Annotated in this window: 16 protein-coding genes; 7 read left to right on the forward strand and 9 right to left on the reverse strand. The window is 74.0% G+C overall.

Annotation, left to right across the window (positions count from 1 at the left end):
• The first annotated feature begins 31 nt into the window (after positions 1-31).
• Positions 32-589, forward strand: coding sequence for a GNAT family N-acetyltransferase (locus GA0074692_RS06460; protein WP_091652769.1), 558 nt, complete (start codon positions 32-34; stop codon positions 587-589).
• A gap of 85 nt (positions 590-674) precedes the next feature.
• Here the strand turns inward: GA0074692_RS06460 and GA0074692_RS06465 are convergent, their stop codons facing one another.
• Entirely contained in the window at positions 675-2153 is a 1479-nt protein-coding gene (locus GA0074692_RS06465) for a glutamate-cysteine ligase family protein (RefSeq protein WP_091652774.1), read from the reverse strand.
• A gap of 180 nt (positions 2154-2333) precedes the next feature.
• Between GA0074692_RS06465 and GA0074692_RS06470 the strand changes: the two genes are divergently transcribed.
• Entirely contained in the window at positions 2334-2672 is a 339-nt protein-coding gene (locus GA0074692_RS06470) for a DUF3817 domain-containing protein (RefSeq protein ID WP_091640393.1), read from the forward strand.
• Between the two features lie 46 nt (positions 2673-2718).
• Here the strand turns inward: GA0074692_RS06470 and GA0074692_RS06475 are convergent, their stop codons facing one another.
• The gene (locus tag GA0074692_RS06475) at positions 2719-3579 is read right to left on the reverse strand and encodes an alpha/beta fold hydrolase (protein WP_091640395.1); all 861 of its coding nucleotides are present in this window, start codon (positions 3577-3579) and stop codon (positions 2719-2721) included.
• A gap of 47 nt (positions 3580-3626) precedes the next feature.
• Entirely contained in the window at positions 3627-4178 is a 552-nt protein-coding gene (locus GA0074692_RS06480; RefSeq protein ID WP_091640398.1) for a hypothetical protein, read from the reverse strand.
• A 174-nt stretch (positions 4179-4352) separates the two neighbouring features.
• On the opposite strand from GA0074692_RS06480, the gene GA0074692_RS06485 reads away from it, so the two are divergent.
• Positions 4353-5474, forward strand: a complete 1122-nt coding sequence (locus GA0074692_RS06485; RefSeq protein ID WP_091640400.1) for a baeRF2 domain-containing protein — start codon at positions 4353-4355, stop codon at positions 5472-5474.
• A gap of 178 nt (positions 5475-5652) precedes the next feature.
• On the opposite strand, the gene GA0074692_RS06490 is transcribed toward GA0074692_RS06485, so the two are convergent.
• Positions 5653-10239 carry a CHAT domain-containing protein gene (locus GA0074692_RS06490; protein ID WP_091640402.1) on the reverse strand — a complete coding sequence of 1529 codons (4587 nt, stop codon included), beginning with the start codon at positions 10237-10239 and terminating at the stop codon, positions 5653-5655.
• Between the two features lie 73 nt (positions 10240-10312).
• On the opposite strand from GA0074692_RS06490, the gene GA0074692_RS06495 reads away from it, so the two are divergent.
• A complete protein-coding gene (locus tag GA0074692_RS06495; protein ID WP_141725185.1) occupies positions 10313-10951 on the forward strand; it encodes a hypothetical protein in 639 nt (212 codons plus the stop codon).
• Positions 10948-11097 carry a hypothetical protein gene (locus tag GA0074692_RS34585; protein ID WP_176738331.1) on the forward strand — a complete coding sequence of 50 codons (150 nt, stop codon included), beginning with the start codon at positions 10948-10950 and terminating at the stop codon, positions 11095-11097. The genes GA0074692_RS06495 and GA0074692_RS34585 overlap by 4 nt, the downstream gene beginning before the upstream one ends.
• Positions 11098-11109: 12 nt before the next feature.
• Here the strand turns inward: GA0074692_RS34585 and GA0074692_RS34590 are convergent, their stop codons facing one another.
• Positions 11110-11268 carry a hypothetical protein gene (locus tag GA0074692_RS34590; RefSeq protein ID WP_176738332.1) on the reverse strand — a complete coding sequence of 53 codons (159 nt, stop codon included), beginning with the start codon at positions 11266-11268 and terminating at the stop codon, positions 11110-11112.
• A 266-nt stretch (positions 11269-11534) separates the two neighbouring features.
• Here GA0074692_RS34590 and GA0074692_RS06500 point away from each other — a divergent pair, with 266 nt between their 5' ends.
• Complete coding sequence (locus tag GA0074692_RS06500; protein ID WP_091640407.1) at positions 11535-12890, forward strand: hypothetical protein; 1356 nt, start codon at positions 11535-11537, stop codon at positions 12888-12890.
• Between the two features lie 311 nt (positions 12891-13201).
• Positions 13202-14344 carry a SigB/SigF/SigG family RNA polymerase sigma factor gene (locus GA0074692_RS06505; protein WP_091640410.1) on the forward strand — a complete coding sequence of 381 codons (1143 nt, stop codon included), beginning with the start codon at positions 13202-13204 and terminating at the stop codon, positions 14342-14344.
• A gap of 174 nt (positions 14345-14518) precedes the next feature.
• On the opposite strand, the gene ctaD is transcribed toward GA0074692_RS06505, so the two are convergent.
• The 4 genes from ctaD to GA0074692_RS06525 form a co-directional block, all read right to left on the reverse strand.
• Positions 14519-16528 carry an aa3-type cytochrome oxidase subunit I gene (ctaD, locus tag GA0074692_RS06510; RefSeq protein ID WP_091640413.1) on the reverse strand — a complete coding sequence of 670 codons (2010 nt, stop codon included), beginning with the start codon at positions 16526-16528 and terminating at the stop codon, positions 14519-14521.
• Between the two features lie 99 nt (positions 16529-16627).
• A complete protein-coding gene (locus tag GA0074692_RS06515) occupies positions 16628-17356 on the reverse strand; it encodes an ATP-binding protein (RefSeq protein ID WP_091640416.1) in 729 nt (242 codons plus the stop codon).
• A 109-nt stretch (positions 17357-17465) separates the two neighbouring features.
• On the reverse strand, positions 17466-18620 hold the full coding sequence (locus tag GA0074692_RS06520) for a glycosyltransferase (protein ID WP_091640418.1): 1155 nt from the start codon (positions 18618-18620) through the stop codon (positions 17466-17468).
• Between the two features lie 37 nt (positions 18621-18657).
• Positions 18658-19674, reverse strand: coding sequence for a glucosyl-3-phosphoglycerate synthase (locus GA0074692_RS06525; protein WP_091652778.1), 1017 nt, complete (start codon positions 19672-19674; stop codon positions 18658-18660).
• Positions 19675-19747: the final 73 nt, after the last annotated feature.

Raw genomic sequence — 19747 nt, forward strand, 5'->3', positions numbered from 1 at the left:
GCTCCGCCCGGTCACCGAGGACGACCTGGCCATGTTCCGCCGGTTCCTCGCTGAGCCGGGCCTGATCGGCCCGGACTGGGCCGGCTTCCGGGACGCCGGGGAGCCGGCCCGGCGGTTCGCCGCCGACGGCTACCTCGGGTTGGATGACGGCCGGCTGATCGTCGAGGTCAACTGTGGACGACCCGACAGCGAACCTGCCGACCCCGACGGTGCGTCGGACGACCACCCGGCCGACGCCGGCGACCCCGGCGAGGCTCGTCGGGTGGCAGCCGGTTTCGTCGGCTACCAGGCCGGCTGGTACGGGAGGTACGCCCGGCACTGGGAGATCGGCATCGCCCTGCTGCCCGAGTGGCGGGGGCGTGGCGTCGGTTGGCGGGCGCAGGCGATGCTCTGCGACTACCTCTTCACGCACACCCCGGCCCAGCGCATCCAAGCCGGCACCCAGCCGGAGAATGCCGCTGAACAGCGGGCGCTGACCAGGGCGGGCTTCCAGTTCGAGGGCGTCGTCCGGTCCTGCGAGTTCCGGGCCGGCCGGTGGCGTGACGGGTACCTCTACAGCCGGCTTCGCGACGACCCGTCACCCTGGTGACGCCCGGGCCGTCCGCGTCCCGGCCGGCCAGCGGCGGCGTCCCGGGCACCCGGCTCTCCGCCTCGTGAGCCCGGGCGGCCGGGGCTCAGGGCAGCGGCCACTCGTGGACCGGCCGGTTGCTGTGCATCAGGTCGACGTAGTGGCCGAGCATCCGGCGCAGCGCCTCCGGCCGGTCGACGTGGTCCTCGTTCTCGAACCGGTGCAGGGTGGCCACCTGCCAGGTCGCGCCGTTGCGCCCGGTCAGGCAGCGGCCCTCGATGATCCCGAGCAGCCGGTCGCGCTCCGCCGGGTCCAGCCCCCACCCGTCCAGGCCCTGGTGGGCCAGGGGCAGCAGCCGGCGCAGCACCAGCTCGCTGACCGGCAGGTAGCCCAGTCCCGGCCAGAAGACCTGCGCGTCGATGCCGTGCCGGGCGCAGGCGTGGAAGTTCTCCTCGGCCGCGCTGAACGACATCTGGGACCACAGCGGGCGGTCCGACTCGGCCAGCGCCCGGACCAGCCCGAAGTAGAAGGCGCCGTTGGCGACGGTGTCCAGCACGGTCGGCCCGGCCGGCAGGACCCGGTTCTCGATCCGCAGGTGTGGCCGGCCGCGCACCACGTCGTAGACCGGCCGGTTCCACCGGTAGATGGTGCCGTTGTGCAACCGCAGCTCGGCGAGCTGCGGCACGTCCCCGGCGGCCAGTGTCTCGGCCGGGTCCTCCGGGTCGCAGATCGGCAGCAGCGCCGGGTAGTACCGCACGTTCTCCTCGAACAGGTCGAAGACGCTGGTGATCCAGCGGTCCCCGAACCAGACCCGGGGGCGTACCCCCTGGGCCTTGATCTCCTCGGCGCGGGTGTCGGTGGCCTGCTCGAACAGCGGGATCCGGGTCTCCCGCCACAGCTCCCGGCCGAACAGCAGCGGCGCGTTGGCCCCCAGGGCGACCTGCACCCCGGCGACGGCCTGCGCGGCGTTCCAGTAGTCGGCGAACCGGGCCGGGCTGACCTGGAGGTGGAACTGGGTGCTGGTGCAGGCGGCCTCCGGGGTGATGGTGTCGGCGGTGGTCGCCAGCCGCTCCACGCCGCTGATCGCGATCCGCAGGTCCTCGCCCCGGGCGGCGAAGATCTGCTCGTTGAGGAGCTGGTAGCGCGGGTTCGCCGAGAGCGTGCCGACGGTGAGGTGCTCGGGCCGTAGCGTCGGCAGGATCCCGATCATGACCATGTGCGCGCCGACCGTGCGGGCCTTCTCCTCCGCGGCGTTCAGACTGGCCCGGACGCTCTGCTCGAACTCGGCGGTGCCGGTGCCGGCGAGCCGTCGGGGCGCGACGTTGATCTCCACGTTGAACTGGCCCAGCTCCGTCTGGAAGCTCGGGTCGGCCACGGCGGCGAGCACGTCGGCGTTGCGCATCGCCGGCATCGCCGCGTCGTCGACCAGGTTGAGTTCGATCTCCAGCCCGGTCGTCGGGCGCTCGAACTCGAACCGGGACTCCCGCAGCATCTCCGCGAAGACGTCGAGACAGCGGCGGACCTTCTCCCGGTACCGGGCCCGGTCCTCCCGAGTGAAGGCGCGTACGCCGACGTCCTCGCCCATGGTCACCACCCTGTCACCTTTGGCACCTCCAACCTCGCACGTCTCGGCGGTGCGGGGAAGAACCGGAGGTCCCTTTCCCCGTCCACCGCCGTTCGGCGTGATTCGGCTCGCGTCGCCGGTCACCCGCGTGTCGTTTACCCACCGGCGCCCCTAACATGGCCCCGCGAGAGGGGAGAGGACGTGCGCGAAAAGGTGACCCGGTGGTTCGTGGCGGTGGCGGTCGCCGAGGCGTGCTCCTGGCTGGGCCTGCTGCTCGGCATGGCGGCCAAGTACGGTCCGCCCGGCAACGAGATCGGCGTCCAGGTCTTCGGGCCCGTCCACGGCGGGCTCTTCATGGCGTACGGCCTGCTGGCCCTGGTGGTCGCCCGCCAGCAGCGGTGGGGCTGGGGGACCACGGCGGTGGCCCTGCTCTGTGCGGTCCCGCCGTTCGCCACGCTGGTCTTCGAGCGCTGGGCCCGCCGCCGGGGCCGGCTCGCCCCGGCGGCCGTACCGGAGCGCGCCCCGATCCCGGTCGGCTGACCCGGCCGCTGGGCGGCGGACGACCAGCGCCGCCGGGGTGCGGCGCTCAGCGTGCCAGGAAGGCGGCCAACTCGGCAGCGAGCCGCTCCGGCGCCTCCTCGGCCATGTGGTGCCCGCAGTCGATCGAGGTGGCGTGCACGTCGTCGGCCCAGTCCCGCCAGATCGTCGCCGGGTCACCATAGAGGTCGGCCAGGTCGTCTCGGGCGGAGTGGACGAACAGAACCGGGCAGGCGATCCGCCGCCCCGCCGCCCGGTCGGCGTCGTCGGCGGCCCGGTCCGGGCCCAGGCCGGCCCGGTAGTCCTCGCACATCGCGTGCACGGTGGCCGGGTCGTGGATGGCCCGCCGGTAGTCGGCGTACGCCTCCGGGCCCATCTGCTCCGGTGAGCCGCCGTACCAGGCGTCCGGGTCGGCGTTGATCACCCGCTCCGCGGCCTTGTCCCGCTGGCCGAGGAAGAACCAGTGCCACCACCGGGCGGCGAACCGGGCGTCGCAGCGGGCCAGCGCCTCCCCGATCGGCACGCCGTCGAGCACCCCGAGCCGCGTCACCCGCTCCGGGTGGTCCAGTGCGGTACGCATCGCCACGTAGCACCCCCGGTCGTGGCCGACCACCGCGAAACGCTCGTGCCCGAGTCGCCGCATCAGCGCCACCACGTCGCCGGCCATGGCCCGCTTCGAGTACGGCGCGGCGTCGGGCGTGGTCGCCGGCTTGCCCGAGCCGCCGTAGCCACGCAGGTCGGGACAGACCACCGTGTACCGGTCGGCGAGCCGGGGCGCCACCCACTGCCAGGTGGCATGGGTACGGGGGTGGCCGTGCAGCAGCACCACCGGTGGACCGGAGCCGCCGTGGCGTACCCGCAGACGCACCGGCCCGACGTCGATCTCGGTCAGCGTGAAACCGGGGAACATGCCGGGCTCTCTGCCCGACGCACCGGGCCGGCAAACCCGGCCCCGGCTCAGATCAGTACCGCCCAGGCCAGCACCAGCCCGACCAGCAGCACCCCGACGAAGGCCTGGAGCAGCAGCGGCGGGCCGAGGTGGGACCAGACCGTCGGTGGACGCGGGGTCAGCCACTGGGTGGTGGTGATGTTGACGATCCGCTCGATCCGTGGCGGCAGATCCGGGTCACCCTGGTCGCGGAGGGTGAGCTGGACGTGGTCGCCGGGGTGCACCGCGCTCTGCGCCAGGTGGCCGTGCAACTCGACCTCGTAGAGCTGCCCATCGGTGTCGCGTAGGCGCATCGGGGTCACCAGGAACTCGGGGCCCTGCTTGAGTTCCTTGAAGGTGCGCCGGGCCGACCCACCCGCGCCGGCCTTGAACAGGGTCCGCACCAGCAGGGTCAGCACCTGGGTCAGGCCGGCCGCGGTCATCACCGCCACCAGGATCGACTGCCCCACCTTCATCTCGCGGGTGTAGCCGTCCATGAAACGGACCACCCGCCCGGTGAAGATCCGGCCGTTCGGGCGGAGGATCCGCGGGCGTTGGAGGTCGCTGTCCATCATCACCACCGAATGTTCTGTTCTGTGCACCGATCGTATCGGTCGAGTGAGTTGAACGACATGAGTGAACGGACTCACGGCGCGTCCGGCCGCCGACCCCCGCCCCGCGCCGGGCGTCGGCGGCAGAGGTGACATCCCGTCCGGTACGGGTAAGCGCGGGGCCGAGCCGGAAAGGGGTCGAGCATGGAGCTGTCCTTCCTGAGCCCGCTCTTCGAGCGTCCCGGACCGTGGTGTTCGGTCTACCTGGACGCCTCACGGGACACCCAGGACGCACGCCCCGCCCTGGACCTGCGGTGGCGTGCCCTGGCGGACCGCCTCGCCGAACAGGGGGCGGACCCGGAGACCGTGGCGGCGCTGGACCGGACGGTCCGGGGTCACGCCCCGCTGGCCGGCGACTACGGACTGGCCGTATTCGCCAGCCGGGGCCGCGTGGTGCTGACCGAGTACCTCGCCGCGCCGCCGGTACGGGACCTGGCCGGGTACGGTCCACTGCCGCACACCATGCCCCTGGTCGCCCAACGGGGCGAGCAGGTCGCCTGGGTGCGGGTGCTGGCCGACCGGACCGGCGCGGACGTGGTGGCGGTCAGCGCCGGCGGGGTGCCGCGCCGGGCCCACGTGCGGGGACGGGAGAGCTACCAGTTGCACCGGGTACAGCCCGGCGGCTGGTCCCAGTCCCGCTACCAGCGTGCCGCGACCGAGGCGTGGCACCGCAACGGGGGCGACGCCGCCGCGGCGGCGGTCGCGCTGGCCGAGCGGGTCGGCGCGGAGGTGGTGGTCCTCGCCGGGGACGTCCGGGCCACCGGCGTGATCGCCGCCCAGTTGCCCGCACGCTGGCAGGACCGGATGGTCCGCACCGACGCCGGCAAACGGACCGGGGGCGCTGACTTCACGGCCATGGAGGACATCACCGTGCAGGCCGTCGCCGAGGTGGCCGACCGGCGGATCCGGGAGACGCTGAACCGGTTCGGCGTCCAGGAGGACGTCGGTGCGGGGCTGGACGCGGTGGTCGGCGCGCTGCAACGCAACCAGGTCGACACCATGCTGATCGTGGACGACCCGTCCTCGACCGAGGAACTCTGGATCGGCCCGGAGCCGACCGAGATCGCCACCGACCCGGGACAGCTCACCGCGATGGCCGTCGACCACCCCCAGCGGGTACGGGCCGACGCGGCGCTGGTGCGGGCCCTGGTTGGTACGGACGCGGCGGTGACCGTGCTGGGGCCGGACGAGGCCCCGGAGCTGACCGACGGGGTCGGGGCGGTGTTGCGCTACGTGGACGCCGGCACGCCCGGCCGCGGCGCCTGAGCCGCCCCACCCGCCCACCCGCCCACCCGCCCACCCGCCCCGCCCTCGCCCTCGCCCTCGTCGATCATGGAGTTGTGGCGGGTGGTTGGCCGTTATTGTGCTGGTTTGCTCGGTGCCCAAAGTCCATGATCGACGGGGCGGGGGTGGGGGCCGGGCGGGCGTGGGGGACGGGGTGGGGTTAGGGCAGGTGGATGTGGTTGAGGGCCGCTAGGTCGCGCAGTAGGGGCGCGAGGATGGTGACGCCGTCGACCGCGACCAGGTCGATCAGGGTTTCCAGGTCGCAGCCGTTGGCCAGCGCGCGGAATGCCTCCGCCCAGGGTCGGGTGGCCTCGTCCTGCGCCCAGCGCTGGCAGGCCTCCTCGAGTTCGGCCCGGGCGTCCGGGTCGCCCTGGGCCGCCGCCAGGATCACCTCGAACACCGGTGCCAACTCCTCCCGGGCCGCACGGATCCGGTCCTGCCGTTCCTCCTGGCGTGCCCGGTCCGCCTCGAACATCGTGTCGATCAGGCCCAGGAACGACTCCTCGGCCTCGGCCAGCCGGTCACCGGAGTGCTGCCGCAGTCGTTCGGCGAGCGGCGCCGCCCAGCCGAGTTCCTCGGCCAGCGTCCGGTCGATCCAGGCGAAGTCCCACCGCTGGGACGGGTCCTCCTCCCGCAGGTCGGCCAGGACGATGTCCCACTCGTCGAGGGCCCGTCGGGCCGCCGTCCGCTGGCCGGCCACCCACAGTGCGGCCACGGCGGCGAGCAGGTGCCCGGCGAGGGCGGCCGACGAGGGTTCCTTTTCGTCCGTGCCGGCGTCGTCCTGCGTCGACAACCGCGTCACCATCGCCCCGTAGAGGGCGAGGTGCGCCGATGCCAGCATGACCAGGGCGTCACCGATCCGGTACCGCAGCGCCAGGAGTTGCCGGTGCAGACTCTCCAGGTCGGTCGACTGCCCGTCCTGGACGTCGAGCGCGACGCGCAGGGTCACCGCGATGGTCAGGTGCTCGAAGCCCGGGTGCCGGCTGAACTCCCGCTGGCAGCGGTCGAGGAACCGGCGGGCCTCCGCGAACCGGCCCAGTTGGCCCAGGGCGTTGGCCTTGTGCAGCATCGCCTCGGCGAGGGACTCCGGCGTGTCCCGGCGGCGGGCCCGCTCCATCCAGAGCTGTTCGGCGTACCGAAGCTGGTCCTCCGGGCGACCCAGCATCCCGCACGCCAGGATGGCGGACGTCAACGCCCGGTCGACGGCCAGGTGGCGAACCATCCGGGCGGTGGCCTCGGCCGGGGTGGCGGCGGCCGGCCCGGGCGGGGGATCCGCAGCCGGTGTCGGGGTGTCGTACTCGGCCAGGAGCGCCTCGGCCCCGGCGAGGGCGGACTCCGGTTCGTCGCAGAGCAGCAGGTGGCGCAGGCGTTCGTAGCGGAGTTGGAGCGCCAGCCCCGCCCGCAGGTCACCGCCGTCGGGCACGAGCTGTGCCACCTGGTCGGCCAGGGGCGAGAACGCCTCGGTCCGGCCCAGGTCGAGCTGGAGGCCCAGCATGCCGACGCCGGCGCGGGCGGCCACGTCGGGGTGGTCGGACCGGTACAGCTCGTACAGGGTGGTGAGGTGCCGGTGCCCGGCGTCCGGCGAGTACCGGGCGAGCGCGAGACCGTACGCGAGGGCGGCCGTCGCCCGCGTACGCGGCTCTGTGGCCCGGTGGTAGAGACCCCGCCCGCCCACCGCCAACGTCCGGACCAGGTCCATGGGCGGATCAAGGTCGAGCTGCGCGACGAGCACGTGGGCCGCCTCGTCGAGCCGACCCGCTTCGGCCAACGCGGTGGCCGCCCAGAGCGCCGCGTTGGCGGCGGCCACCGTCGAGACCGGTCCGCCGTCCGGCGGGTCCGTCGCCGCGCGCCACCACAGCAGGAGGTGGAGGTCGGCCACGGCGGCGTGTACGTCCGCGACGGCGGTCCGGTCCGGGGGTGTCTCGGCGAGCTGGGCGGCGACGATCGGGTCGACCCGGTGGAACCCGTCGGTGCCGGTCGGCCCGGTGACCATCAGCAGCGTGTCGGAGAGCTGCTGGAGCAGCGGTCCGGTGGGTGGCGGGTCGCCGCTGCCCCCGTGTCGACGCCACCAGCCCGGCCAGTGCTCGTCGAGGAGATGCTGGGCGTAGTGGGGCAACGTGGCCAGCAGCAGGAGCAGCACCCGCTGGTCGGCGGTGAGCCGGGCCAGGCTGGCCCGGGCCCATCGGCCGCCCGCCACCACCCGTCGCCACCGTGGCCCGGGCACCGGGGGACCGGTGCCGGTCGCCAGCCTCGTGAAGTCGGCGTACGCGTCATGCAGCCGGACCAGGTCGGTACCGAACGTGTCGAAGGTCCGGAGCAGGCCCGGATGGCCGTTCGTGGTCACCAGGACCCGGGACACGGTGAGGAGCAGTTCCGGGGCCGTCCCGGGCGGGACGGCACGGGAGGCCCGCAGCATCCGTCCCAGGTTCGGCAGCGCGGCGAACAACGCCGTGGCCTCGGTGCCGGAGAGGACGCCGACCGGGACGGACACGCACCCGGCGGGCAGGGCGTCGACCGTACGGCGGGCGGTGAACAGGACTCGACTGGCACCACCGTGGTCGACCAGCGCCGCCAATGCCTCCCGCCACTCGGGCGGCACCGCCGCGTCTTCGCCGAGGACGCCGTCGAGCGGGTCCACGACGACCAGGATCCGGCCGCCGGCCAGCACGGCGCGAACGGCGGCCCAGTCGCCGTCCGGTCGGCCCAGCCCGGCCAGGAGCGCGCGGGCGGCCTCGGCCGGCGTGGGCGACTCGGTCAGGTCGAGCGGGACCACCCGGTCGAAGGCCCGCCCGGCGGTCGCGGCGAACTCCCGGGCGCAGGCGGTCTTGCCGATGCCGGGCGGACCGACCAGGGCCAGCGCGGGGGCGTCGCCGGCCGGACCCAGCAGCGCCCACATCCGGGCCAGCAGCGCGGTACGACCCACGAACAGTGATCCGGCTGCCGACGCTGGAGGAACCGGGTGCTCCGGCGAGACAGCCGGCAGCAGGACGCCGGGGGGCGTACCGGGCGCGTACAGGACCGGGGTGACCGGCGCCAGGACGGCGAGCGCCCCGTTTCCCGCCCCGCCCCGGACCCCGGTCACCGACCGGAGGCTGGCCTGGTCGACGCTGAGCCCGTCGAGCAGCAGCCCCTCGTACAGACCGATCGCGTAGTCGCGGGCGGCGTCGTCGTCGACGGCGAACCGCATCGCCACCACGCTGGCGCCCAGGGCCGCGGTGAGCCGGGCGGCCAGACCGTGTGCCCGTTCCGGCGCGGCCGGGTCACCGTCGCCGGTGGTACGCGCCGGAGCGCCCTCGAGTTGGCCGAGCAGCCGGGCCGCCCGGTTGGCCCCACTGCTGCAACAGCCGAGCACGACCAGGGCGGTCCGCCCGGCCAGCGGTGACAGCAGCTCGACCAGGTCGTCGCTCGAGACCGGATCGGAGCCACCCGCCTCGTCCTCGAGCAGCAGCCCGGAATGCTGGCCGTGCCCGGCGACGTGCACCACGTCCCAGTCGCCGCCGGCGACCACCCGGCGCAGCGTGTGCCGGGTGACACCGTACTGGAGGCAGGTCAGCTCCACCGGTTGACCGGCGGCGACGGCACGCCGGACCACGTCCTCGACGGCCAGCCGTTCGGCCCGCAGGCCGAGCGGGGCGGTGTCGTTCGGCAGCGGGAAGACGGCCAGCACCCGCAGCGGCGAGCCCGAAGGGCCGCTGGCCGCACCGTCCACCCCGTACACCACGGAGGTCCCGCGCTCGGCCAGGGAACGCCCGTCGACCACGGCGAGCTCCAGCGGGGAGCCGAGGAGCCGGTGCCAGGCGGGGTCGAGCCGTACCGTCAGGGTGGCCGGCAGCCGGTCGGCGAGCTGTCCGGCCAGCTCGGGCCCGAGCAGCTCGCGGGTCACCCACTGGCCGACCGGACGGAGCATGTCCCGCAGGTGCTGCGGGTCCAGTTCCGGGACGGCATACCGGCTGAGGTATCCGGAGAGGTCCTCGAACAGCTCGGACCACGGCCCGCCCCGGAACGTCACGCGACGGGTCGCGACTGGCTCGCCGCCGGTGGACAGCTCCCACGTCCAGCCGTCGGCCGTCGGGTCCACCATCCGCAGCGTCAGCGCCGGCCGCTGCCCTGAGGTCGGCTCCGAGCGGGCCGTCGGCGCGGTCCGCTCCACCAGCGCGTACCGGGCCTCGGTCAGCGCCGAGATGTAGAGGGCGTGCTCCGGGTCGGTGGTCGGAGTGAGCGTGCCGCACTGCTCGTGCCGGGCGACCGCCCGCCGCAGGTCGGCCAGGTCGCCGGTCCGGGTGGACCGTTCGCGCAACGCCTCGGCGGCCGTCCGCGCGGCGGGCCGGCGCCGCCTGTCGTCGAGGCCGGGGTGGTCGGCGGCCAGTTCGGCGGTGTCGACCAACTCGGTGAGGTCGGCCGCGGAGCGTCCGGACTCGTACCGGGTGGCGAGGGCGGTCATCAGGGACGTCAGCCGGTCGCCCCGCCGCCGCACGTCGGTGGTCGACCGGACGCCCCGGCGGCCGGCTTCCACCGCTCGGTCGAGGTCCGCCGCCGCCCCGCCGAGCGCGTACCGGTCGTGCCACAGGGCGCCCTCGACGGCGCACAGCTCGGCCAGGTCGTCACCGACCGGCGACACCCGGTCGGCGAGCTGTCGCACCGCGTCGAGTGCGGCGTCCACCGCGTCCAGCACCGCCGCCGGGTCGCCGTCCCGTCGGGCCGCCGCGACGCGCGCGCGGACGCGGGCGACGAGTTCCGACACCGCCATGGTGGCTCCCAACCTCGTCCGCCTGCTGTCCACATCAGACTGTCCGTGGTGGAGTCGTGCCACAATACGCCGTGTGGCTCACCCGTCGCGCCTGCCCGACCCGCCCACCCCACCCATGTGGGCGGCCCCGGCCGAGTACGGACAACCGGCGGCGACGGACGCGAAGAACGGCGTGGCCGCGCCACTGCTGGCCGGCTTCTCCATCGCGCTGCTGGCCAGCGTCGGGCAGGCGCCGTCCTCGTTCCGCTGGCCGGGTGCGGTCATCCTGGTCCTCCTCCTGGTCGTCGCCGCGTTCGTGCTCTCCATCCAGCTCGGCTTCCGGTCCCGCGCCCGGCTCTACAGCCGGGCCGACGCGCTGGCCTGGGGACCGGTCAACGACCTGCCCGCCGAACAGGACGAGGAGATCCGGGCCCGGATCCAACGCGCGCACCTGGCGTCCTGGTTCCGCGCGCAACGGTGGGTGCAGCTCGCCTACAACACCGCCATCGGCCTGCTCGGGCTGGCGTTGACGCTGGTCGCCGCGCCGCCCACCTCGTACGGCGGCGGGGCCGCGGTGGCCGGTTCCGAGGCGGCGTGGCGCTGGACGGCCTTCGGTGTGGGGCTGCTGCTGACCGGGCTGGAGGTCGGCTGGATTCTGCGCGACGAGTACCGCCGGCTGCGGGCCCGCCGGACGCCGACCGGTGCCTCCGGCGGAGAAGGGAGCGCGACGTGACCGGCAGCAGAGGGGACGACGGGCCCAAGGAGGCCAAGTGCCCACACCACTACGACGCCGACCTGTGCTACCTCTGTCAGCAGGAGCGGGACGGCGCCTCAGCGGACCGTCAGCCTCCGCAGGACCGTCCGGCCCCGGGACGGTAGCCGTACGGCTGGTCAGCTCGTGGGGCGGCTGACCCGGCTGGCCTCGGGGGTCGGTGGGCGGAGGAACTCCGGCTGACCGGTCACCCGGCGGCCGGGCGTGACTCGTCGGTAGACCAGTTCGGCGACCTTCGCACCGACGGCCACGATGGCGATCACTGGCAGGATCGGCATGGGACACCTCCGGGCACCCGCGTCTCGTGTCGTCGAGGCTACGCGCGGGCTTCCTGTGGTGACCACGACGGTGCGGCCGGTGTCGGCAATTGTTCAGTCCCAGGCCGAAGCCCGCTGAATCCCCCCGCCCGGTGGCGGACGCCCCGTTTGAACCCCATCCGGACGGGAAGCCGTGCCGCGTGGCGAGCGAACGAGGGACGGTCGGGCCGGGACGCGGGACGCGGACCGGGCCCACGGCCGACGGCACCGGTCCTGCCGGTGAGCGCGTGGTGGCGCCCGGCAGTACCGCCCGGGTCCTGGTGGCGGCAGCCGCCCGGGCGCTGCGCGGTGTGGACTGCGCCGACCTCGGTCACCCGCCCACGCTGGCGCGGTTTCCCGGCGCGCCGGAACCGGTACGCCGGGCGGCGGTGGCCCGTACCGCCGGCCGGGTCGCGCTGCCCGTGGAGCGGGCGGCCGAGGTGGACGTCGAACGGGTGGCCGACTGGTTTGTCGACCAGTACCCCCAACGGCGGTATCCGGGCGTGGTGCTCGGCTCGGCGCACGGCGCGGCCGTACACCTCGCGGTGGCGCTGGGCGTGCCGTGGCTGCCCGCCGGCTTCGAGATGAGCGTGCGCTGGAAGGACGGCGTGGTGGACCACCCCCGCGCGGCCCGGGAGCACGGCGCGGCACTGGCCGAGCGGTTGCTGCGCGGCAACACCGACGTGCACGTCCGGCAGGTCCACTGCCCGGCCAGCCGGGGCGCGCTGGCCGGGGCGACCGTCGCGCTGGGGGTGCGCTGGCGGTGCCTGCCGCGCGCGTACGCCCGGTTCCTGGCCGCCCGGCTGGAGCCCGGCGCGTCCGTGCTGCTGCTCCGGGACGCCCGCACCTGGCCGGTACGCGACGACGGGCAGGGGCACAGCTTCCAGGTCGGCTGCCCGGCCAGCGGCCTCGACCCGGTCGACTTCCACCCGGACAGCCCGGCGCTACGTCAGGTGCTCCACTCCGCCGGTGGCGACCACGCCCACTGGGACCCGCCGGAGGTCTCCTGCGCCCAGGCCCTCGCCGAGAACGGCGTCGAGGGCGGGTTCGAGCGCGGTGCCCGGGAGTGGGCCGGACTCCGGGGACACCCCCTGCGCCGGGTGCTCTTCCCCCAGCCGGAGGTGCTCAGCGCGGCCACCGCCGACCTGTACCGGGGCTGGCTGCGCGCCGCCGGCAAGACCGGTGACCGGCTGGTGGTCGAGTGCGGCCGACTGCTCGACCCGTGGCAGGTGGTCCGGGCCGGGCTGGTGCCGTACTGGTGTGAGAACGCGACCCGGCGCCGGGTCTCGGCCGTCGAGTGGTGGCTCGCCGGCAGCGAGCCGTTCACCTCGGTGGACGTCCTGCCGGAGCCGCCGGGGGTGCCCTCGCCGGCGTTGGCCGGACTGCCGCAGTGGCTCGCCGTCGCCGCGTTCGGCCGCCGCCGCCGGGCCGTGGACCGGACCGCCGCGCGGGGCTACCCGGTCACCTCGGTGCCGACCCGCCGGGCCACCGAGGTCCTCCGAAACCAGCCGTACGACCTGCCGGTCCCGCCGCCACTGCGGGCGGACGCGGCACTGGCCGCGCTGCGGGCCAGCGGCAGCGCCCACGGGCTGCTGGTGGGCTGAGTCCGCTGCCGGCCGGTGGCCTGCTGGCGCCCACGCGGACCAGCGGACCTCGCCGGGCCCGCGTGACGGCCCGGAACCCGGCCGGGCCAGCCTGGCGAAACATCCTCGTGACCTGGTCGTCCCGTGGTTGAGTACCTACAGAGCGGAAACACCGCTGGCTGCCACGGCCCGGTCGGCACGGGCTGCGCGGCATGCTGTTGTCGCTCGTCGGCATTCCCTACCTTCCGCCCTTTTCCGCACCGGGTGCGGCGCCTCGTCGCGTCCGTGACCGTCCTGCGGGTGGGGCGGGGACCTTCCCGAGGGAGGCGCGGATGTTCGGACAGCCCACGACAACCACCCCGTCACCGACCGACCGGGGCCTGGAGGACCTCGACGCGGCAGCGTTGGCCTACGCGGCGCGGATCGAGGGCCTTCCGCCCGAACGGCGGCAGGAGGCCCGGGACGACCTGGTCCGGTTCGCCCTGCCGTTCGCCGGCCGGCTGGCCCGGCGGTACCGGGGCCGGGGCGAGCCGTTGGAGGACCTGGAACAGGTCGCCCGGCTGGGGCTGGTCAACGCCGTCGACCGGTACGACCCGGAACGTGGTTCGTTCACCGCGTACGCGGCGATCACCATCGTGGGGGAGATCAAACGGCACTTCCGGGACCGCACCTGGGGAGTGCACGTGCCCCGTCGGCTGCGCGACCTGATCCTCGAGGTCGGCCAGGCCACCGCCGCGCTGACCAGCGAACTCTCCCGCACCCCGACGGTGGCGGAGTTGGCCGAGCGGTTGGAGACCCCGCAGGAGGAGATCCTCGCCGCCCTGGAGTCGGCGGCCGGGTACAGCCCCGCCTCGCTGAACGCGCCGGTGGGCGGGGAGAGCTCGGCGGAGTTCGGCGACCTGGTGGGGGAGTCGGACAACGCGCTGGAGTCGGTCGACGACCGGGTCACGGTCAGCGGCCTGCTGCACCGGTTGCCCTGGCGGGAACGGCGGATCCTGGCCATGCGCTTCTACGGCAACCAGACCCAGGCCGAGATCGCCGCCCGGTTCGGCATCTCCCAGATGCACGTCTCCCGGCTGCTGTCCCGGGCGCTGACCTGGCTGCGCCAGGCGATGCTCGCCGACGCCCCGCCGCCCTGGCAGAACGGCGCGGAGGCGGAGAGCGCCCGGACCCGGATCGCCGTACGGCACGCCGGTGACCGGGTGGTGGTGGAGGTCGGCGGCGAGGTGGACCGGGACAGCGCGGACCAGTTGCGTCGGGCCGTGCTCGGCGCGTTGACTGGCCAGCCCCGCGAGGTGGTGGTGGACCTGGACGGCGCGGGTGGCGTCGACGCCGGTGGAGTCGCCGCGCTGGTGGCCGGCCGGGACGCCGCCCAGCGCAGCGGGGTGCCGCTGCGGCTGACCGGGGCGCAGCCGGCCGTACGGCGTTCGCTCACCGCTGCCGGTCTCGCACCCGCCACCGCGCCCCGCCGCTGACCGATCAGCCCGGTTCCGTCCGCACCGCACCGTCCCGCCGGTCCGCCTGGGCCAGGTGGTAGCAGGGGTCCCCTGTTACCGCTTTCTGTCGAGGAGGGGACCCCTGCAAACAAACAAACCACTGGGCCGCTGGCCGTCCGGCACAGTGACCAGACGGCCAGCGGCCCGGCGGGGTCACCGCTGCGGTGGTTGGTCGTCGTCCGGACCGTGTGGGTGCCGCCAGCGCTCGTCGCCCACGTGGGGTTCCGACTGGGAACCGAACGGGTTCTCCGGCTCCTCGGTCTCCTCGAAGCTCGGCCGGAGCACCTCCTCCGGCGCGGGCACGTCCACCGGACGGGCCCCGGACTGCGGCGCCGGTTGGTAGGCGGCGGCTTCCCGGGCCCCCTGCGCCCCCGCCGCGCTCGGCGACTCCGGTATGTGCCGCTCGTGGTGCAGTTCCTCGCTGAACCGCTGAGGCGGACGGGTGGAGCGTTGGGGCAGGTCGCGGCCGAGGTCGGCGACGAGTGGCCCGTACTTGGCGTCGAAGGCGGGACGTTCAGAGCGGATCCGGGGCATCCGGTCGAAGTTGCGCAGCGGAGGCGGGCAGGTGGTCGCCCACTCCAGCGAGTTGCCGAAGCCCCACGGGTCGTCGACCGTGACCATCGCCCCGTACCGCCAGGACTTCCAGGCGTTCCACATGAAGAACAGGGTGGAGATGCCGAGCACGAACGAGGAGATCGTCGACACCGTGTTCAGGGTGGTGAAGCCGTCGGTGGGCAGGTAGTCGACGTACCGGCGGGGGAAGCCCTCGGCGCCCAGCCAGTGCTGGACCAGGAACGTGCCGTGGAAGCCGATGAACATCGTCCAGAAGTGCGCCTTGCCGAGTCGTTCGTCGAGCAGCCGCCCGGTCATCTTCGGCCACCAGAAGTAGAAGCCGCCGAAGAGCGCGAAGACCACGGTGCCGAAGAGCACGTAGTGGAAGTGCGCCACCGCGAAGTACGTGTCGGTGAGGTGGAAGTCGGCCGGCGGGGAGGCCAGCAGCACCCCGGTCAGCCCGCCGAGCAGGAAGGTCACCAGGAACCCGACGGCGAAGAGCATCGGCGTCTCGAAGGTGATCTGCCCCTTCCACAGGGTGCCGATCCAGTTGAAGAACTTCACCCCGGTGGGCACCGCGATCAGGTAACTCAGGATGCTGAAGAAGGCCAACAGGACCTGGCCCGTGCCGAACATGTGGTGCGCCCAGACGGTCATCGACAGGATGGTGATCGCGATCGTCGCGCCTACCAGGCCCTTGTAGCCGAAGATCGGCTTGCGGGCGAAGACCGGGATGATCTCGGTGATGATGCCGAAGAACGGCAGCGCGATGATGTACACCTCGGGATGGCCGAAGAACCAGAACAGGTGCTGCCAGAGCAGCGGGCCACCGGTGTCCGGGTCGTACACGTGCGAGCCGAGGAGGCGGTCGGCGGCGAGCGCGAGCAGCGCGGCGGCCAGCAGCGGGAAGACCAGGACCACCAGCAGGCTGGTGAGCAGCATGTTCCAGGTGAAGATCGGCATCCGGAACATGGTCATGCCCGGGGAACGCAGGGTGAGGGTCGTGGCGATCAGGTTGACCGCGCCGAGGATGGTGCCGAGGCCGGAGAGCACCAGGCCGATCACCCACATGTTCGCGCCGATCCCGGGGGAGTTCTCGATCCGGCTCAGCGGGGTGTACGCGGTCCAGCCGAAGTCCGCCGATCCGCCGGGGGTGAAGAACCCGCCGAGGACCAGCAGGCCACCGAACAGGTAGAGCCAGTAGGCCAGCGCGTTGAGCCGGGGAAAGGAGACGTCCGGCGCGCCGATCTGGATCGGCACCAGGTAGTTGCCGAAACCGAACGCGGCCGGGGTGGCGAAGAGCAGCAGCATGATCGTGCCGTGCGAGGTGAAGAGCTGGTTGTACTGCTCGGGGGAGAGGTACTGCAGTCCCGGCCGGGCCAGCTCGCCGCGCATGAGCATGGCCTGCACCCCGGCGACCAGGAAGAAACCGAACGAGGTGAGCAGGTACAGCAGCCCGATCTGCTTGTGGTCGGTGGTGGCGAGGAACCGGACCAGCTTTCCGCCGGGCAGCGCCGGTCGGACCGGACCCGGATAACCGCCGAACCGGGCCGGCGCGAGGATCGCCGGCCCCCGGTCCCGGCCCGGACCTGTGGTGGTCGATGTCGTCATGCCGTTTCTCACCCTGCCCCGCGCGCCGGATCGGACGGGCGTGGCTACCCGCCGCCCTCCCTATGAAACCAGGCGAGAAGGGAAAAATTGGGCGCAATGCTACACGGCGGGCAGCATGGCCCAGACCACCTTGCCGTCCCCGGCCGGGGTGCTGCCCCAGCGCTGGGTCAGCTCCCGCACCAGCAGCAGCCCGCGCCCACCCTCCGCGCGGTGGTCCGGGTCGGCGGGGCGGGCGGCGGACCGGCTGCCGTCCTCCACCGCGACGTGCAGGTACGGCCGGCGCAACGTCAGCGTGACCTGCATCGGGGTGCCGGCGTGCCGGACCACGTTGCCGACCAGTTCGCTGAGCACCAGCGTGGTCGGGCCGACCATCTCCGGCACGTTCCACCGGGCGCAGGCGTCCCGGGCCAGCTCCCGGGCGCGACGGCAGGCGTCCGCGACCGGCTGGAGTCGGGCCCGCAGGCGGGGCGCGGCGGTGGCGCCGGCCTCCCGGGTCGCCTCCGCGCGGTCGCGGCAGACCGGCAGCACCCGGCAGGTGGTGGACTCGGCGAGCCAGGCCGCCGCCTCCGGCGGTGGGGCGCAGAGCACCATCGGCACCGCGGGCCAGTCCGCCGCCTGCCGGGCGGCGGCGGCGAAGACGGACAGCGCCAGCCGGTCCCGGACGGTCAGCGCGGACAGGTCGACGACGAGCGCGTCCGGCTGGGCGGTGAGGCACCGGTGCAGCACGGTGTGCACCGACCGCATGCTCGCCACGTCGAGGATGCCGGCGAGCCGGACCTCCGTCACCGGCGAGTCCTCGCGCACCTGACAGGTGATCCGCCTCGACATGGGCCTCGCTCCGTAGTAGCTGGGGTCCGTTGTTGGTGATCGACAAGTACCCCCGGACAGCGCGTCGAAACGCCGTCCGGGGGTGCCCGCCGCCGCGGGGTGCGAAGGGTCAGGCCGGCTGCAACCGGGCCGAGGCGAGCTGCCGGACCCGTTCGTACAGCTCGACGTACCGCTGGGCCATCACCGCCGGGGTGAACCGGGCGGCGGCCTCCCGCCGGCACTCCGTCGGGTCGATCCGACCGGCCGCCAGCACCAGCTCGCCGAGTTGCTCCTCGTCGTCGGTCAGCAGGCCGGTGCGGCCGTGGTCGATCAGTTCCGGCAGGCAGCCCCGCGCGGTGGCGACCACCGGGGTGCCGAGCGCCAGCGACTCCACCACCGCCGTGCCACCCGGCTCCTCCCAGCGCAGCGGGAACAGGGTGACCCGGGCGGAGGCCACCAGGTCGTCGCGGTCCCGACCGGCCACCGTGCCCACCCAGCGCACCCGGTCGCCGTCGACGTGCGGGGCCACCTCGTCCAGGAAGAACCGCACGTCCGGGTTCTGCCGGGCCTCGTCACCCGCCGCGGCGAGGTCCTGCGGCCGGTGGTACGGCCCGACCGGGCCGGCCAGCACCAGCGGGAAGCCGCACCGGTGGGCCAGCCGGGCCGCGACGTCCTGTCCCTTGCCCGGGTTGATCCGGCCCAGTACGACCACGTGGTCGCCCGTGAGCGGCCGGGGTTGGCGGAGGGCGTCCACGGCCAGCGGGGTGGCCAGGTGCACGTGCCCGACCGAGTGTTCGCGTAGCGCCTGCGGGGCCCGGGCGACCTGGGACGCGGACACCCCGTTGACCCGGACCCGGTCCCCGCCGTCGAGGTGGCCGTAGAGCGCGGGGTGCTTGGCGAGATCCCAGTGCAGGGTGTGCAGGGCCGGCGGGGCGTCCGGGCCCATCGCGGCCAGGGTGGCCAGCCCGACCGCCTCCACGTGGTCGTGGACCAGGTCGATGTCGTCGCGGGAGTGCAGCTCCCGGACCACCCCGGCCAGGTGCGCCTGGGCCACCCCGCAGACCTGGTTGTACGGGCGTTGCAGCGCGGAGAACTGCCCGTCGGGGAAGACCGACACCAGTTCGTCGACCGGCAGGGCGCTGGTGTCGACCGAGGCGAGGACCACCCGCACCCCGAGCCGGCGCAGCTCCGGCACGAGCGTGGCGACCACGTTCTCGATCCCGCCGTACCCGGGCGGCGGCACCGACAGCCACGGGCCGGCGTTCATCAGGACGGTAAGGCTCATCCGGCTTTCCTCTCCTGGGAGCCGGCTCGGCCGGCGGTCACGCCGCGGCCACGCGGCGACGGGGAACGAGATGGCGCAGCTCCGCCAGCGGCGGACGCTCCTCGATCGAGACGTCGTTGACGACGATCTCCCGGTCGAGGTTCGGCAGCGTGTCCGAGCCGCCCCGCCGGAACTGGGTGAGCAGCCCGGCCGGCCAGGCGTCCGGGTGGGCCCAGCCCCGTCGTTGCAGCCGGGACCAGACGGTGAGCATGATCTGCGCCGACATCCGCCCGAGGGCGGCGGTGTCCTGGTGGCGGTGCTTGCGCTCACCCAGGTCGACCTGGGCCAGCGCGTCCAGGCCGACCAGCTCCAGCAGGTCGATCAGCATGGCCGTCTCCACGCCGTAGCCGGAGACGAACGGCACCCGGGACAGCACCTCGCGGCGCCCGGCGTACTCCCCGGCCAGCGGTTGGACGAAGCCGGCCAGCTCGGGCCAGAACAGGTTGAGCAGCGGACGGGCCATCAGCTCGGTCACCCGGCCGCCCCCGTCCGGCTCGACGCTTGCCTGCCCGACCAGCGGCCGGTGGTAGAAGCCCTTGACGAAGTCGACGCTGGGATCGGTCAGCAGCGGCCCGAGCAGCCCGGTCACGAAGTGCGGACGGAACTCCCGCAGGTCGGCGTCGACGAAGGCCACCACGTCCCCCCGGGCGGCGGCCAGCCCGGCCCAGAGCGCGTCCCCCTTGCCGGTCAGCCGGGGCAGCGACCGGGTCATCTCGTCCTGACTGACCACCTCGGCCCCGGCGGCGCGGGCCACCCGGGCGGTCCGGTCGGTGGACCGGGAGTCCACCACGATCAGCTCGTCGACCAGGGGCACCCGGTCCACCAGGTGCTCCCGGATCGTCGACACGATCGCCCCGACCGTGGCCTCCTCGTTGCGGGCCGGCAGCACCACGCTGACCCGACTGTCCCCCTTCGCGTGGACGAGATGCCGTGCCGTCCACTCTCGCGCCGAGGCGGTCCGATAGGTCGCCCACGCCTCGACCACCGGTGAGACCATCGCATCCGTGTCCCGCACGAGCACACCTCCGTCTTCGATGCCGTCCGCTAAAGAATCGCGCGCGGGACGTGGGCCGGAGTGTTCCCCACCA

It is taken from the genome of Micromonospora pallida, assembly GCF_900090325.1.
GTDB lineage: Bacteria > Actinomycetota > Actinomycetes > Mycobacteriales > Micromonosporaceae > Micromonospora > Micromonospora pallida.